Origin of the sequence: Hymenobacter negativus, from assembly GCF_017571495.1 — a bacterium.
Taxonomy (GTDB): Bacteria; Bacteroidota; Bacteroidia; order Cytophagales; family Hymenobacteraceae; genus Hymenobacter; species Hymenobacter negativus.
Window position 1 is genome coordinate 383,590 of sequence record NZ_JAGETZ010000005.1, and the last position, 16,007, is coordinate 399,596.

At 60.1% G+C, this 16,007-nt stretch carries 8 protein-coding genes; 7 read left to right on the forward strand and 1 reads right to left on the reverse strand.

The annotated features are described in order from the left end of the window. Positions 1-72 precede the first annotated feature (72 nt). The 6 genes from J4E00_RS13870 to J4E00_RS13895 all read left to right on the forward strand — a co-directional run bounded on the left by J4E00_RS13870 (position 73) and on the right by J4E00_RS13895 (position 12,710). A complete protein-coding gene (locus J4E00_RS13870; protein WP_208175769.1) occupies positions 73-1,614 on the forward strand; it encodes an MGH1-like glycoside hydrolase domain-containing protein in 1,542 nt (513 codons plus the stop codon). Positions 1,615-1,725: 111 nt separating this feature from the next. Further along, complete coding sequence (locus tag J4E00_RS13875; RefSeq protein WP_208175770.1) at positions 1,726-3,279, forward strand: glycoside hydrolase family 28 protein; 1,554 nt, start codon at positions 1,726-1,728, stop codon at positions 3,277-3,279. A gap of 142 nt (positions 3,280-3,421) precedes the next feature. Further along, positions 3,422-6,217 carry a glycosyl hydrolase family 95 catalytic domain-containing protein gene (locus J4E00_RS13880; RefSeq protein WP_208175771.1) on the forward strand — a complete coding sequence of 932 codons (2,796 nt, stop codon included), beginning with the start codon at positions 3,422-3,424 and terminating at the stop codon, positions 6,215-6,217. A gap of 166 nt (positions 6,218-6,383) precedes the next feature. Further along, positions 6,384-9,893, forward strand: coding sequence for a malectin domain-containing carbohydrate-binding protein (locus J4E00_RS13885; protein ID WP_208175772.1), 3,510 nt, complete (start codon positions 6,384-6,386; stop codon positions 9,891-9,893). 240 nt (positions 9,894-10,133) lie between these two features. After that, a complete protein-coding gene (locus J4E00_RS13890; protein ID WP_208175773.1) occupies positions 10,134-11,732 on the forward strand; it encodes a sodium:solute symporter in 1,599 nt (532 codons plus the stop codon). 51 nt (positions 11,733-11,783) lie between these two features. Beyond that, positions 11,784-12,710 (forward strand): dihydrodipicolinate synthase family protein, encoded by a 927-nt coding sequence (locus J4E00_RS13895; protein WP_208175774.1) that lies wholly within the window; start codon positions 11,784-11,786, stop codon positions 12,708-12,710. 179 nt (positions 12,711-12,889) lie between these two features. Here J4E00_RS13895 and J4E00_RS13900 read toward each other — a convergent pair whose 3' ends face one another. Continuing rightward, the gene (locus tag J4E00_RS13900) at positions 12,890-13,786 is read right to left on the reverse strand and encodes an AraC family transcriptional regulator (RefSeq protein WP_208175775.1); all 897 of its coding nucleotides are present in this window, start codon (positions 13,784-13,786) and stop codon (positions 12,890-12,892) included. Positions 13,787-14,341: 555 nt separating this feature from the next. On the opposite strand from J4E00_RS13900, the gene J4E00_RS13905 reads away from it, so the two are divergent. Beyond that, complete coding sequence (locus J4E00_RS13905; protein ID WP_317196626.1) at positions 14,342-16,006, forward strand: fucose isomerase; 1,665 nt, start codon at positions 14,342-14,344, stop codon at positions 16,004-16,006. Position 16,007: the final 1 nt, after the last annotated feature.

Below are 16,007 nucleotides of genomic sequence, written 5' to 3' on the forward strand. Positions count from 1 at the left end.
GGACTCTGTGAGTCTGCGTTGCCAATAAGCTGATTAACGCGGACTTGCAGAGTCCACGCTACTTTCCTTGCTATGAAACCCACCCACTTAGTTCTTGCTTTCAGCCTCTTAAGCACCGCCCCGGCCGCCGCCCAGCAGTCGGTGCTCACTGCCGAGCACCTGCGCGCCAGCGTGGCCCGGTTTAATGCGCTGGACAAGGAGGACGTCATCAACCTCGTGCCCAATGCCCAGGCGGCCGACTGGCTGGCTCAGCAAGTGCCGCTGTTTGAGTGCCCGGACTCGGCCATTCAGGAGACGTACTACTACCGCTGGTGGACGTTTCGCAAGCACCTCAAGCAGACGCCCGACGGCTACGTCTTCACGGAGTTCATCACCCCGATGAAGCATGCCGGGATGTACAACACCATCAGCAGCGCGCTGGGCCACCACCTCAACGAAGGCCGCTGGCTGCACGACCCGCAGTACACGGAGCAGTACACGAAGTTTTGGCTGAATGTGGACTCCAAGAAAACCAAGAAGCTGCACGGCTTCAGCGGTTGGCTGGAAGATGCCGTGTACAGCATGTACCTGGTGAACAAGAACCAGGCGTTTGTGCAGGAAGTGCTGCCCGCGCTCACAGCCGACTACCGGCAGTGGGAGGCAGAGCGCAAGCTGCCCAGTGGCATGTTCTGGCAGTACGATGTGAAGGATGCGATGGAGGAGTCCATCAGCGGCGGGCGCAAGGAGCAAAACGTGCGGCCCACCATCAACAGCTACATGTACGGCAACGCCAAAGCCCTGGCCGCCATGGGCAAGCTTACCAAAAACGACACCCTGACGCGCAAGTACGCCGCTAGAGCTGCCCAGCTGCGGACTGATATTCAGCGCACACTCTGGGACCCCAAAACCGACTTTTTTAAAGTTCAATACGCCAAGGGTGGCCTTTGCGAAGCGCGGGAGGAACTGGGCTACATTCCCTGGTATTTCAATTTGCCCACCGACAAGCCGCAGTACGCCAAACAGTGGGCGCAACTGACGGATGAAGGTGGCTTCAAAGCACCGTGGGGCATCACCACGGCCGAGCGGCGCGCGCCCGGTTTCCGCACCCACGGCTCGGGCCACGGTTGCGAATGGGACGGCGCGGTGTGGCCCTACGCCACCACTCAAACCTTAAAGGGCCTCGCCAACCTGCTCACCGACTACAAGCACCACGACGGCATGAGCGCCCAGATTTACTACGACGAGCTGCGTAAATACGCTCTCTCGCACCAGAAAAACGGCGTGCCCTACCTCGGCGAATATCAGGACGAAAAAACCGGCGAATGGCTGAAAGGCGACAACCCACGCAGCAGCTACTATAACCACTCCGGCTTCGCCGATTTGGTAATAACGGGCCTCGTTGGTCTCAAGCCCCGGCCCGATAACATGGTGGAAGTTTTCCCATTGGTACCCGCCGGCCAGTGGGACTGGTTTGCGCTCGACCAGGTGCGCTACCACGGCAAAACGATTTCGGTTATCTGGGATAAAACCGGCCAGAAGTACGGCAAAGGGCAGGGCCTGCGCATTTTTGCGGACGGCAAGGAAATAGCCCGTGCCAAGGAGTTGAAACGGGTGACAGCTAAACTGCCCGGCTGAACCTGACGCGGGGAACCTCACGTGACCCCTTCGGGGCAGGCCCCTCTCCGCGGGAGAGGGGCCAGGGGTGAGGTGAACGGCGACCAGCTAAATACACATGATTAATTACCTATGAAACAAATCCTTCTCGCATTTCTCCTGCTCCTGACCATCTCGGCGGCCCGTGCCCAGGACTACTACAACGTCTTGAAATACGGCGCGAAAAACGACAGCACGAAGCTGTCCACAGCCGGGATTGCCAAGGCAATTGATGCGGCCAGCAAGGTGGGCGGCGGCACCATTTACTTTCCGGCGGGGCGCTACCTAACGGGGCCCATCCACCTCAAAAGCAACATCACGATTGAGATAAGCGCGGGCGCCATCATTTACTTCAGCAACAATTTCGACGACTACCTGCCCATGGTGCCGTCGCGCTACGAGGGGACGGATGTCACTAACTTCTCGCCGCTGTTTTACGCTTACAGAGCGGAAAATATCACCATTCGGGGCCGGGGCATCATCGATGGGCAGGGCAAAAAGTGGTGGGACTTCGCCGAAGGCAAGTCGCGGGTGGCCAATGAGTCGAAGTGGCAGGTCGAGTTCCGGAAGCTTAACGCCAATATTACCCGTCCCAACGAGCCGGGCGGCGTGCTAGACCGCGCCTTTCTGCGTCCGCCGTTCATCCAGCCCATGTATTGCAAAAATGTGCTGATTGAGGGCATCACCATCCGCAACTCGCCCTTCTGGACGGTGAACCCCGAGTTCTGTGAGAACGTGACCGTAACGGGTGTCACCATCAACAATCCGAAGTCGCCGAATACCGACGGCATCAACCCGGAATCGTGCCGCTACGTGCACATTTCGAACTGTCACATCAGCGTGGGCGATGACTGCATCACCATCAAATCGGGTAAGGACGAGGCGGGGCGCAAGATGAACGTGCCGGCCGAAAACTACACCATCACCAACTGCACCATGCTCAGCGGGCACGGCGGCGTGGTGATTGGGAGTGAGATGTCGGGCGGGGTGAAGAAAATCACGATTTCCAACTGCGTTTTTGATGGTACCGACCGGGGCATCCGCATCAAAACCGCTCGGGGCCGGGGCGCGGTGGTGGAAGATATTCGGGTGGATAACATCGTAATGAAGAACATTCGTGAGCAGGCGATTGTGCTAGATATGCAGTATAGCAAGTCGACGCCCGAGCCGGTTTCGGAACGCACGCCACGCTTCCGCAACATCCATTTCAGCAACATCACTGCTGAGGGCAAGCAGGCCGGCTTTCTGAACGGCCTGACGGAAATGCCCATCGAAAATATCACGTTCAGCAACTGCAACTTCGATACGAAGACGGGCTTCACCGTGAAAGAGGCCCGCGATATTGCTTTCCACAACGTGCTCATCAACGCCGCTACCGGCCCGGCTGTGCGTACCGAAAACGTACAGCAAATCTGGCTCGACGGCATCCGCAGCGCCAAGCCGGTGGCTGCCACGTCGCTTCTGGAGCTGAATAACACGGTCGATGCCTTCGTGTACAACTGCTTTCCCGCTGCCGGCACCGAGACTTTCTTGACACTGAAAGGAGCCAGCACGCGCAGCATCGGCCTGCAAAACAATAACTTGAAATACGTGAAAATCCCCGTAAGCCAAGACGCCGACGTCAAGGAGAGGGTCGTTGGGCCGTAGTCAGAAGATATAAAGAGAACGTCATGCTGAGCGCAGCCGAAGCATCTCGCGTGCAGCAGTAATTCATTGTAAGCAATGATGCGAGCGAGATGCCTCGGCTGTGCTCGGCATGACAACCTGATTTGTAAGCCGAATTACCATAATGCCGCGCCTCTTTCTTCTACTCCTGCTCACCTGCCTCTCGGCCGCCGCCCAGCAGCCGCTGAAGCTGTGGTACGCCCAGCCGGCCGCGAAGTGGACCGACGCGCTGCCCATCGGCAATGGCCGGCTGGGCGGCATCGTGTACGGCAGGGTGGAGCAGGAGCATATTCAGTTCAACGAAGCCACGCTCTGGACCGGCCGGCCGCGCGCCTACGCCCGGTCCGGCGCCGCGCAGTACCTGCCCCAAATCCGGCAGCTGCTGGCTGAGGGCAAGCAGGCCGAAGCTGAGGCGCTGGCCGAGCAGCACTTCATGGGTCTGAAAGACCACGAAGAAACTTACGACGCCGAGAAAGCCACTTGGCTGCAAAAAATCCGGGCCGTGAGCGTGGCGCAGGCCGTGGCAAAGCCCGGCTGGAAACCCTGGACCGTGCCCTCGCCCAACGGCTGGGAAAGTGCGGGCCTGGAAGGTCTGGATGGCGCGGTCTGGTTCAAAACCACCTTTGACCTGCCCGCTGCCTGGGCCGGCAAAGACCTCACGCTTAGCTTGGGCCGCATCCGCGACGCGGACGTGACCTACGTGAACGGCCAGCAGGTGGGCACCGATGAGGGCATCAGCAAGAAGAGGCGCTACCGGGTTCCGGCCGCCGCGCTCCGGCCGGGTCGAAACGAAGTGGTGATACAGGTTATCAACTACTTCGACAAGGGCGGGCTGATTGGGGTGAAGGAAAAGCAACCGGTTTTCGTGGCTTACCCCGAAGATGCGTCCCCCGAAACCGGCGTGGCATTGAGTTCCGATTGGCAATATTGGGTGCAGGATGCCAACCCGCCGCTGGCCCCCAGCTACCAAGCGTCATACCAGCCGTTTGGGGATGTGTGGCTGGATTTCGCGCCCGACGGCCCGGTGAGTGGGTACCGCCGCGAGCTGGATATCAGCCAAGCTGTGGCGCAGACCAGCTACACGCAAGACGGCGTGCAGTTTACGCGGGAATACTTCGCCAGTGCCCCCGGCCAGGCCATCATGGGGCATCTGAAGGCTGACAAGCTGGGCAAGCTCACATTCACGGCCCGGCTAACCAGCCTTCACGACAAACGAAAAACATATCGGGTAGACGACCACACGCTGGCGCTGGCCGTGCAGGTACGCGACGGCGTGCTGCGCGGTGTGAGCTACCTGCGCATCTTCTCGGATGGTAACATCAACGTCACCGATGACCAGATTCGCATTACGAACGCCAGCGACGCCAAGCTTTACCTGACGGCCGCCACCAACTTCAAAAGCTACCAGGACGTTTCGGGCCAGCCCGAGCAGCTGGCCAAGCAGGCGCTAGACCGGCTGGCCAAACCCCTGCACGAAGACCTGAAAGCAGCCCACGTCCGCAACTACCAGCAGCTGTTCAATCCCTTCGCCATCGACCTCGGCCACACCGCCAGCGAGCAACTGCCGACGGATGCGCGCATTCTGAAATTTACCCCTGCCGCCGACCCGGCGCTGCTGGCACTGTACCTGCAATTTGGGCGCTACCTGCTGATTTCGTCCTCTCGGGCGGGTGGGCCGCCGGCCAATCTGCAAGGGCTGTGGAACGAGTCGCTGACGCCGTCGTGGGGCAGCAAATACACTACCAACATCAACCTGCAGATGAACTACTGGCCGGCCGAAGTGCTCAACCTGTCGGCCTGCACCGCGCCGCTGTTCAGCTTCATCGACCAACTGGCCCGCACCGGCCAGGCCACCGCCAAAACCAACTACAATGCTCCGGGCTGGGTGCTGCACCACAACACCGATATCTGGGCCGGCACCGCGCCCATCAACGCCGCCAACCACGGCATCTGGGTAACAGGCGCGGCTTGGCTCTGCCAGCCCATTTGGGAGCATTACCAGTTCACGCAGGACCGGGGGTTTTTGCGCCAGCAATACCCCGTGCTAAAGGAAGCGGCTCGGTTTTACGCCAGCTTTCTGGTGAAGGACCCGCGTACCGGCTGGCTCATCAGCACGCCGTCGAACTCGCCGGAGCACGGCGGCTTGGTGGCCGGGCCCACGATGGACCACCAGATTATTCGGGAGCTGTTCAAAACCACCAGCGCCGCCGCCAAAGTGCTGGGCGTGGATGCCAGTTTGCAACAGGAATTGACCGCCAAAGCCGGCCAGTTGGCCCCGAACCAAATCGGCCAGCACGGCCAACTGCAGGAGTGGCTCGAAGACAAGGACGACCCTGCCGACACGCACCGGCACGTGTCGCACCTCTGGGGCGTATTCCCAGGCTCTGAAATCAGCCCCGCCGCGCCCAAGCTGCTGCAAGCCGCTCGCACCTCCCTCACGCAGCGCGGCGACGGCGGCACCGGCTGGAGCCTGGCCTGGAAGGTGAACCTCTGGGCCCGTTTCCGCGACGGCAACCACGCCCTGCGCATCCTGCAAAACCTGCTTTCGCCCGCCGAAAACGGCACCGGTTCCGAGCAAGGCGGCGTCTATAAAAACCTCTTCGACGCTCACCCGCCGTTTCAGATTGACGGCAACTTCGGCGGCGCGGCCGGCATGGCCGAAATGCTCCTGCAAAGCCAGACCGGCGCGCTCGATTTGCTGCCCGCAATGCCCACGGCCTGGGCCAGAGGCAGCGTGCGTGGCCTGCGGGCCCGCGGCGGCTTCGTGGTGGATATGAAATGGGACGGAGGCAAGCTGCAAGCCGTTGATATTAAGTCGGAAGCCGGGCAGAAATGCGTGGTGAAATACGGCGGGAAAGAAGTGCGCTTCGCGACGAAAGCGGGGAAGAGTTACCGCCTGACGGGCAACCTCACCCCCTAGCCCCCTCTCCCGCAGAGAGGGGGAACTAGCTCTAGAAATAAATACAGTGACAATGAGTGTCAAATTCCTGTTTCAAAAACTAAAAAATATAGCTGGTTCCTCCTCTCCGCGGGAGAGGGGACTAGGGGGTGAGGTTGCTCGTCAGGCGGTAAGAATCCTGCTGTTCTTGCTCTCATTCACCGCCCGCGCCCAAACCCGTACCACCATCCCCCTGCTGGAAAACTGGCGCACCGCTGCCGACGATAAAAACCAGCAGGCCCACCCCAACTTCGAGCGCCCCGATTTCAACGACCAGGCTTGGCAAACCGTGGCCGTGCCCCACAACTGGGACGCCTACGAAGGCTACCGCCGCCAGCGTCACGGCAACCGCCACGGCTACGCCTGGTACCGCAAAACCTTTCCGTCGCCGGCCACCGCGAAAGACGCCCGCAGCTTCCTGTTCTTTGAAGGTGTGGGCTCCTACGCCACGGTGTGGCTGAACGGCCAAAAGGTGGGCTACCATGCCGGTGGCCGTACTACTTTCACCCTAGACGTAACCACCACCCTGCGCCCCGCCAGCCAGCCCAACGTGCTGGCCGTGCGCGCCGACCATCCCGCCAATATTCAGGATTTGCCCTGGGTATGCGGCGGCTGCTCCGAAGAGCGCGGCTTCTCGGAGGGCTCGCAGCCGATGGGCATTTTCCGGCCGGTGTCGCTGGTAGTCACCAGCCCGGTGCGGGTCGAGCCGTTCGGCGTCCACGTCTGGGCCGATTCTACGGTGTCGGCCCAGGCGGCACAGTTACGAGCTGACACTGAACTAAAAAACTACGGGACCAGGGCGCAAACCCTCACCGTCAGCAGTCGGCTGCTGGACCGGCAGGGGAGGAGCGTGGCCGAAATCAGCACAAAGCAGAAGCTGGCGGCCGGGGCCAGCGCGCAGCTTCACCAGCAACTGCCGGTGCTGAAGCAGCCGCACCTATGGTCGTTGGCCGACCCATATTTATATCGGCTGGTTACTAAAGTCAGCGCCAAGAACAACCTGCTCGATGAGGTAGAAACACCCTACGGCATTCGCTGGGTGAGTTGGCCGATTGGGCGTGCCGCCGCAGCCGGGCAGAAGCAGTTTTTGCTGAACGGGCAGCCGGTTTTCATCAATGGCATTGCTGAATATGAGCACTTGCTGGGCCAAAGCCACGCCTTCACGCCGGAGCAGATTCGCACCCGCGTGCAAATGATAAAAGCCACCGGTTTCAACGCCTTCCGCGATGCCCACCAGCCGCATAACCTGCGTTACCAGGCCAACTGGGATTCGCTGGGGCTATTGTGGTGGCCGCAACTGGCCGCGCACGTGTGGTACGACACGCCCACGTTCCGCCAGAACTTCAAAACCCTGCTCACCGACTGGGTAAAGGAGCGCCGCAATAGCCCCTCGGTAGTACTCTGGGGACTTGAGAACGAAAGCACCCTGCCCGCCGACTTCGCCCGCGAGTGCAGCGCCCTCATCCGCCAGCTCGACCCCACGGCCTCCCGCGAACGCAAAATTACGACCTGTAACGGTGGCCAGGGCACCGATTGGGACGTGCCCCAGAACTGGACCGGCACCTACGGCGGCGACCCCAACCAGTACGGCGCCGATGTGGCCCGTCAAGTCCTCATCGGCGAATACGGCGCCTGGCGCACCCTCGACTTGCACCAGTCCGGCCCGCCCGCCTTCAACAACGGTCCTTTCAGCGAAGACCGGTTTGCCCAGTTGATGGAGCTGAAAGTGCGCCTCGCCGAAGCTGCCAAGGACCAAACCGCCGGCCACTTCTTTTGGCTGCTGACCTCACACGACAACCCCGGCCGGGTGCAGGGCGGCGAAGGCCAGCGCGAACTCGACCGCATTGGCCCCGTCAACTACAAGGGCTTGCTCACGCCCTGGGAGGAGCCAACGGATGCCTTCTACATGTTCCGGGCCAACTACGCGCCCAAAGACAAGGAGCCGATGGTGTACCTCGCCTCACACACCTGGCCCGACCGCTGGCGCACGCTTGGCCGTCAGGACAGCATCACGGTTTATTCCAACTGCGATGAAGTGGAGCTTTTCAATGACGTAAATGCCGCCTCGTTGGGCCGCAAAACCCGCCCGGCGGGCATTGGCACCCATTTCCAGTGGGATGGCGTCGACATCAAATACAACGTGCTCTATGCCGTGGGCTATGTGGCTGGCAAAGCCGTGGCGAAGGATTACATTGTGTTGCACCACCTGCCCAAAGCACCGAATTTCGACCAGTTCCTTGCCGATGCTCAGCCCCTCACCCAACCGCAGCCGGGCCTGAACTACCTATACCGCGTGAACTGCGGCGGCCCTGCCTACCAGGACCAAAACGGCAGCACCTGGCAGGCCGACCAGCCCCGCACCGGCCCCCAAACCTGGGGTTCGGAGTCTTGGACGCAGGACTTCCCCGGCATCACGCCCTTCTTCGCCAGCCAGCGCCGCACCCACGACCCCATCCGCGGCACCCGCGACTGGCCGTTGTTCGAGAACTTCCGCTACGGCCGCGAGAAACTGCGCTACGCCTTCCCCGTGCCCAATGGCGAGTATTCGGTGGAGCTGTATTTCACGGAGCCTTGGCTGGGCACCGGCGGCGGGCTGGATTGCACTGGCTGGCGCCTGTTCGACGTGGCCGTTAACCAGGAAACGGTGCTGAAAAACCTCGACATCTGGAAGGAAGCCGGCCACGACCAAGCCCTGAAAAAGACCGTGAAAGTCCGCGTGACCGACGGCCAGCTCGTTATCTCCTTCCCGCACGTCGCTTCCGGCCAAGCCCTGATTTCTGCCATTGCAATTGCCACCGCCGATGCCAGCGCCCAGCCGGCCCCGTCTCCGCAGTCCGTCATCGGCAACCTGAAAATCAGCAACCAGGCCCAGGCCGCGCAATGGTCGGCCCAAACCTGGCTCGACACGGGTAGCCAGAGCTTCAGCGACGCGCCGGCCACTTTCAGTGCCTTACCTTCCGCCCTCTACGGGGCCGAATGGCTGCGCGGACCCAGCAAGCCTGGGGCTGCCGGTGGCGCATTCAGCGTTAGCACCGCTGCCGATGTGTACGTTGCTCTTGATGTCAAACAGACCACTCGCCCAACCTGGCTCAAGGATTACGAGGATACCAAAACGACCCTCGAAACCAATGGTCCAGCCACCAGCACTTTCCACCTGTATCGCAAGCGCTTCCCGGCCAATGCTTCCGTTGCATTCGGCTCCAGCAGCAGCCCCTACGTCGTGGCTGTGAACCGCGCCAGCACCATCGAGCCGGCTTACGACCTCAAGCCCACTACCGGCTACAAACCCGCCACTGCGCGCCTCAGCGGTCCCGGCCTTGTGAGGGAACCCGTCAACACCAAGGAAAGTATCACCTTCAAAGAGCCCACCGGCAACGCCATCGAGTGGACCATCCAGACGGGCGTGGCCGATACCTATTCGCTCACGTTTCGGTACGCCAATCAAGGCACCCAGCCGCTCACCGCCCTGTTCACCCTGGCCCTGGCCGATGGTACCGTCCTCAAAACCGAAACCGTTGAACTGGCGCCCTCCAAGCCCGGCAAGTGGAACTACCTCACCACCTCCACCGGCGGCATGATAAATGCGGGCAGCTACCGCGTCAAGCTCGCGGGTACAGCCGCCGCTGGGCTGAGCGTTTCCGGGCTGGATGTGCAGTAGGCGAGACCTCACCCCCGGCCCCTTTCCCGCGGAGAGGGGAGCCTGACGATTGCAGACGGTCGCACCGCCGTGGCTCCCCTCTCCGCGGGAGAGGGGCCGGGGGTGAGGTCCTGCGCTAAGATGTTACAATAGGAAGCTAACAAGCTACACGGCCTCCGCTGGCGCTACTGGTAAATTTGCTATCAGTACCACGAGCACCATTTCTGGCTCAATGTCGCGGCAATTTGGTAATATGGCCTCATGAGCAATTTGCGAGTTCTTGACCTTGTTATCATCGCGCTGTATCTGGCCGCCATGATTGCCGTGGGCGCCTGGTTTGCCCGAAAAAACGACAGCGCTGAGCAGTATTCCAGCGCCTCCGGAATGATTCCCGGCTGGGCCATCGGCATGTCCATTTATGCTACATTCCTGAGTAGCAACACCTTTCTGGGCGTGCCGGGCAAGGCCTTTGGCACCAACTGGAATGCCTTTGTTTTCAGTATTTCGATGCCGCTGGCGGCGTGGGTAGCTACGCGCTACTTTGTGCCGTTCTACCGCAGCACCGGCGAAATATCGGCCTATACACACCTTGAGCACCGTTTTGGGAGCTGGGCTCGGACTTACGCGGTAGCCTGCTTCCTGCTCACCCAACTGGCCCGTATTGGGTCCATCTTCTTCGGCATTGCCCTGACCTTGCAGGCCCTCACCGGCTTCTCGATGGAGCTGATTATGCTCGTCACCGGTAGCTGCATCATCGTGTACACTGTGCTGGGCGGTATTGAGGCCGTCATCTGGACGGAGGTGGTGCAGGGCGTGGTGAAGACCTTCGGCGCCCTGCTCATTCTGTACCTGATTGTGACCAACATGCCGGGCGGCTTCTCCAAAATTGTGGCCATCGGCGAGCATCAGCACAAGTTCAGCCTCGGCGGTTTCTCACCCGATTTCACGCAGTCCACCTTCTGGGTGGTGCTGCTCTACGGCTTCTTCATCAACCTCAATAACTTTGGGGTCGACCAGAACTACGTGCAGCGCTACCACACCGCTACCTCGGCTAAGCAGGCCGCCAAGTCCATCTGGCTCTGCGTGTTGATTTACGTGCCGGCTTCGCTGCTGTTCTTCATCATAGGCTCGGCGCTGTTTGCCTACTACCAGGTCCACCCCGAGCTGATTGAGGCCGTGAAGCTGAAAGTGGCCGCCGAAAAGTTGCCCCTTACCGCCACTGCGAGCCAGATTGCGCAGGCCGCCGCCGCCCTGCAGCCCGCCGACTACGGCGACAAGGTGATGCCGCACTTCATGGTGACCAAAATCCCGCCTGGCTTCGTTGGCCTTATCGTTTCGGCCATCCTGTCAGCGGCCATGAGCACCATCAGCTCGGGCATGAATGCCTCCGCTACGGTCTTCACTGTTGATATCTACGAACGGTATTTTCGGCCCAATCTGGGGGTGAAGCAAACCATGCGGATGCTGCACACTGGCACTGTGGTGGTGGGCCTGCTGGGCATGGGCGTGGGCATTGCCATGATTGGCGTGAAAAGCGTGCTCGACGTGTGGTGGCAGCTGTCGGGGATTTTCGCCGCCGGTATGCTGGGCCTGTTCTTGCTCGGCATCATCAGCCGCCAGACGCGCAATGCTGAGGCTCTCACCGCCACCATCATCGGCGTGCTGGTCATCATCTGGCTCACGCTCTCGCCCAAGCTGCCCGAGGGCCTGGCCGGACTGCGCAACCCCTTGCACCAGAGCATGGTGATAGTAGTGGGCACGCTCACCATTTTCCTGCTGGGCCTGTTGCTCACGCGCCTCCGCCAACGCCGCGCTACGCCTGTCGCCTCCGAAGAAACTTTAACTCAGTCCGTCCACTAGCCGGCCCACTTTTACAACCCCCGCGGCTCACCCGCCACAGCCCTTATCATTATGAAAAACGCATCCAAGGGATTTATCCCCGTTATGCTCATGCCCTTCCAAAACGACGGGCAAATCGATTATCCAGCACTTACTGGACTGACAGAGATGTATTTAAAGTCCGGAGCGGCTGGGCTATTCGCCAATTGCCTCTCCAGTGAGATGTTTGAACTGAGCGCTGAAGAACGCCTGCAAAGCATCCATCACATTGTAGATGTGGTGGGCGGTGCGGTGCCCGTAGTCGCCACCGGCACCTTCGCCGGCCCCCTCAACGAGCAGGCCGATTTCGTGAAGCAAGTCTACGAAGCTGGGACCGAAGCTGTCATCGTCATCACCGGCCTACTGGCCGCGCAAGAGGAATCTGACGCCGTATTCAACGAGCGTTTCCACCGCCTTTTGGAGTGGACCAGCGGCGTGCCCCTGGGCTTCTACGAGTGCCCCGAGCCCTACAAGCGCGTGCTAACGGCCGAACAGCTGGGCCAGTTCGTGGCTACCGGCCGCGTTACTTACCACAAAGACACCTGCCTCGATATTGAGCAGATTCGCGCCAAGCTGGCGGCCACCGAAGGCCACAAATTCGGCCTCTACGATGCCTACATGGGCCACGCTGTGGAGTCGCTGCGTGCCGGTGCGGCAGGCCTCTCCTGCATCCAGGGTAATTTCTTCCCCGAGCTTATCGTGTGGCTCTGCAAGAACTACGACAACGCCTCGCTGCAACACGAAGTAGCAGAGGTGCAGGAGTTTTTCATCAAAAACATGGGCGTGATGCACGATGTGTACCCGACCGTGGCCAAGTACTCCCTCAAGCAGCGCGGCGTGGATATTTCCACCTTCACGCGCCGCAAAGTGGGTAACTTCTCGGGTGAAGTCCGCGCAGGAGTTGAGGCACTGTACGGCGACTATAGCACCTTGAGCCGCAGCTTGGAACTGGTGGCATAACGCCCGCCACGTTCACCTCACCCCCGGACGCCCTCTCCCAAAAAGAGGGGCACCAGCTTTGAGCAGTCAAAAACCAAAAAGAGCCTTTTGCTGATGCAAAAGGCTCTTTTGATATCTGGAGAATCGTTGTGACCAGACCGGTACCCCCCTCTTTTTGGGAGAGGGCGTCCGGGGTGAGGTTACGCTGCCATCGCCAATTCCTTATGGCTGTGCAGGTACTTCTTCTTGTATTCCAGCGGCGTCATCTTGGTGATTTTCTTGAAGTGACGATAGAAATTCGATACGTTATTAAAGCCGCATTCGAAGCAGATAACTTCCGTGGGCAGCTTGTCCTCAATGAGCTGACGGCAGGCTTGGCTGATGCGAATTTCGATGAGGAAGTCGTAGTATGTCTTCTTCGTAATCAGCTTAAAATAACGGCAGAAGGAAGTGACGCTCAGGTTGCTGATGGAAGCAATTTCGTCCAGCGTGATTTCCTTTTTGTAGTTCGACAGCGTGTAGTTGCACACCTTGTTGATGCGCTGCACATCCGACTCGTTGCTCTGCTTGAAGGCGTGGTGCTCCGAGGCGATGGTTTTGGTTTCTGCCGTTTCGGAGAGGATTTTCAGGATGGAGAGGAAGATGATGATACGGTCTAGGTCGGTGGCGTGCACGGCTTGGCGCATGAGAGGCGCCAGCTTGGCCTTGGCCTTGCCGGTAATGAGCAGGCCGCTTTTGGCCTTCTCGAATAGCTTAGGAATGAGGTAGGCCTCGGGCAGGCCGAAAAGGTAGCGGCCCAGGCATTCGGGCAAAAACTGAATCACAATCGCCTCCACTTCCTTCTCCGGGTTGCCCTGAAAGTACTCCTCGTTGCAGCGCCAGGTGTGGGGCAGGTTGGCGCCCAGTAGCACGATTTCGCCCGACGAGAAATTGCTGATGTTGTCGCCCATCAGGCGCACGCCCTCGCCCTTAATAACGTAGTGCAGCTCCAATTCGGGGTGGTAATGCCACACGGTGCCAAAGTTTGGCTTTTGGTCGTGCCGCACGCTGAAAGAGCTTTGAGGAGCAACCGGGACTTTGTGGAAATGGGCTTTCATGAGAAGGGGGAGTTTGGTGGGAATTGGAGGAGGTGCAGCAATTCGGGTGGGCCGAGCCGCTACAAAATCATGAAATCGTTTGGGGTAGAGGCAGAAGGTAAATCGATAAAGATGAGTTCAGCGTTAAAAAAGGGCCTCTGGCTTAGGCTTCTCTAGGATATTATCCTGAGCTCTGAGAAGCTCAAAACTGGTCGAGAATGGATAAAATCAGTCAGTAAGTAGTCACTAAGCTATAGCTCTCTAAAAACCGAACTCTCCTGTACTCGCCTGCTCAGGTCTCCTGGCGGGCTAAATGGCGTGATAATAGGCTGCTTTTGTTTGGTGCGACGTACTGATTTTGGCTTCAGAGCCTGAAAACGGCAGTGCGCGATGGGTTCCGGACCCATGGTAACATCCTACACTAAGTAGGCAAAAAAGCGGAGGCTTAGGGGGGAATATGCTAGCAAATTTGTCTAGCCAGTCATCCAAATTTTTTCTGCGGAATTCAGCGCGTTGGCCAGGATATCTAACCGTGGCCGCGGCAGATTTCGCACTCACTTTTTCCCGTAGCAAGCTGTGGTTTCTTTCCCTACCAACGAAGTCCTCCTCCTCGCCAGCGGCGATTTGCGCCTGGCCGCCAACCAAAATTGCTGGGCCGCCCAGGAAGCCATGGAAGCGCAACTCACCGCGGCGCTCGAAAAGCAGGGCTGGAAAGTGAAGCGCGCCCATGCCTACGACCCTCAGAAGCAGCACGGCTTCCTCGACTCGCAGCGCATGGGCATGGAGGTGTTTCGCCACATCCACCCCCAGCAGCCGCTCATCGTGGCCGAAAGCGTGTGGCAGTATTCGCACCACGTGCTGGCTGGCCTCACCACCCACCAGGGGCCTATCCTCACGGTGGCCAACTGGAGCGGGCAGTGGCCCGGCCTGGTGGGCATGCTCAACCTGAACGGCTGCCTCACCAAAGCCGACGTGAACTACAGCACGCTTTGGAGCGAGGATTTTACGGATGCTTTCTTTGAAAATGGCCTGAAACAGTGGCTCAAGCACGGCCATATTACCCAAGACGAGCGCCACGTCAAGAGCTTCGCCACCACCACACTGCCCGCCACCGAGGAGCACGCCGGCCGCACCTTTGGCCGAAAGTTTAAGCAGCACAAGGCCATCATGGGCGTCTTTGACGAGGGCTGCATGGGCATGTACAACGCCATTGTGCCCGACGAGTTGCTTCACGCTACCGGCATCTTCAAGGAGCGCCTGAGTCAGGCCAGCCTCTACGCCGCCATGCGCAACGTGACCGAGGCCGAGGCCCAGACCGTGCTTGACTGGCTGCTGGCCCGCGGCATGAAATTCAACTGGGGCACCGACGAGGCCACCCAGCTCACTAAAAACCAGACACTGGAGCAATGCAAGATGTACATTGCCGCCGTGCGCATCGCCGATGAGTTCGGCTGCGACACCATCGGCATCCAGTACCAGCAGGGCCTCAAGGACCTGACCGTGGCCAGCGACCTGGCCGAAGGACTCCTGAATAACGCCGACCGTCCGCCGGTGTTCTCCACCACCGGCCAGGAGCTGTACGCCGGCCAGGCGCTGCCGCACTTTAATGAAGTGGACGAGTGCGCTGGCCTCGATGCGCTGCTCACTTACCGCCTCTGGAACGAGTTGGGCTTGAGCGGCGAAACCACACTGCACGACCTGCGCTGGGGCCAAAGCTTCGACACCGGCGACGGCGAAGAATTTGTGTGGGTGTTCTTGATTTCGGGCGCTGCGCCTCCGGCTCACTTCATTGATGGCTACGCGGGCACCAGCAGCGAGCGGCAGCCCGCCATGTATTTCCGTCTCGGCGGGGGCAGCGTGAAGGGGGTGAGCCGCCCCGGCTCCATCGTCTGGAGCCGCGTGTACATGATGGATGGCAAGCTGCACTGCGACCTTGGGGTGGGCGAATCGGTGGCCCTGCCCGCCGCCGAAACCCAGCGCCGCTGGCAGGAAACCACCCCTGAATGGCCCATCATGCACGCAGTATTGTGCGGCGTAACCCGCGACCAAATGATGGCTCGTCACAAGGCTAACCACATCCAGGTGGTGTACGCACCCTATGCTGCCAAGGCCCACCAGCTCTGCCGCATCAAAGCCGCCGCGCTGGCGGAATTGGGCATCGAGGTGCATTTCTGCGGCGATGTGCAAGGCGTGACCAAGGCTATGGAGGTCGCGCCTGCGCAGGTTGCGCAGCCAGCGTAGC